This is a genomic window from Pseudomonas gingeri (assembly GCF_013385425.1).
Classification (GTDB): domain Bacteria; phylum Pseudomonadota; class Gammaproteobacteria; order Pseudomonadales; family Pseudomonadaceae; genus Aquipseudomonas; species Aquipseudomonas gingeri_D.
This window is the reverse complement of record NZ_JACAQA010000069.1, coordinates 1-581: the sequence shown is the minus strand read 5'-3', so window position 1 is coordinate 581 and position 581 is coordinate 1. Positions and strand designations below refer to the sequence as shown.

Annotated in this window: 1 pseudogene; it reads right to left on the bottom strand. The window is 58.0% G+C overall.

Features of this window, described 5'->3' with window-relative positions:
- Positions 1 to 476: pseudogene (locus HX830_RS31850) on the bottom strand (hypothetical protein); the annotation flags it as partial.
- Positions 477 to 581 lie beyond the last annotated feature (105 nt).

The following is a 581-nucleotide window of genomic DNA, read 5'->3' as shown; positions in this document are numbered from 1 at the left end:
GTATCGGCATCGACGCCCTCCAGGAGGATATCTTCGGGAATCACCATATGCAGTTCGGAATGGCCGGGAGTACCGGGGTCTAGGTCGCGTCCGCCGGGGCGTGTCAGCTTGATGTAGACGTTGGTGCGGGGCGAAGGATCGGGATCGGTACCGGGCAGCGTGACCGTATAGTCCAGGATGAAATAACCGGTGGTCAGGCGATCAGATTCAATGAACAGCGGTACGGACTTGCCGATTTGGCTGTTATCACCGATGAAACCCGAGGTCATCACTTGGTTATTGAGCCTGACATTGACGCTGTCGCCGATATCCATGTCGTCCCCCCACGGCGGGACCTCTACCAACAAGCCCTCGGGGAAGGTGGTGACGGCCCCGATATTGATGCCCCAGCTGTCAGCAGGCATGGGTGGGTTAGGGCGCTGTTTAGAGGAGATCGTGATTTCAGCGAGCGCTAGAGTACCGGCTGAGCGGGTCATGGCGTAACTCCAGTCAAGGTTGACGGTGGAGTTTATTGGGCGCCGCAAACGGGAGGCTGGCTACTGTCAGAAATGACAGGTCGAGCAGGTTATCCGACCAATGGC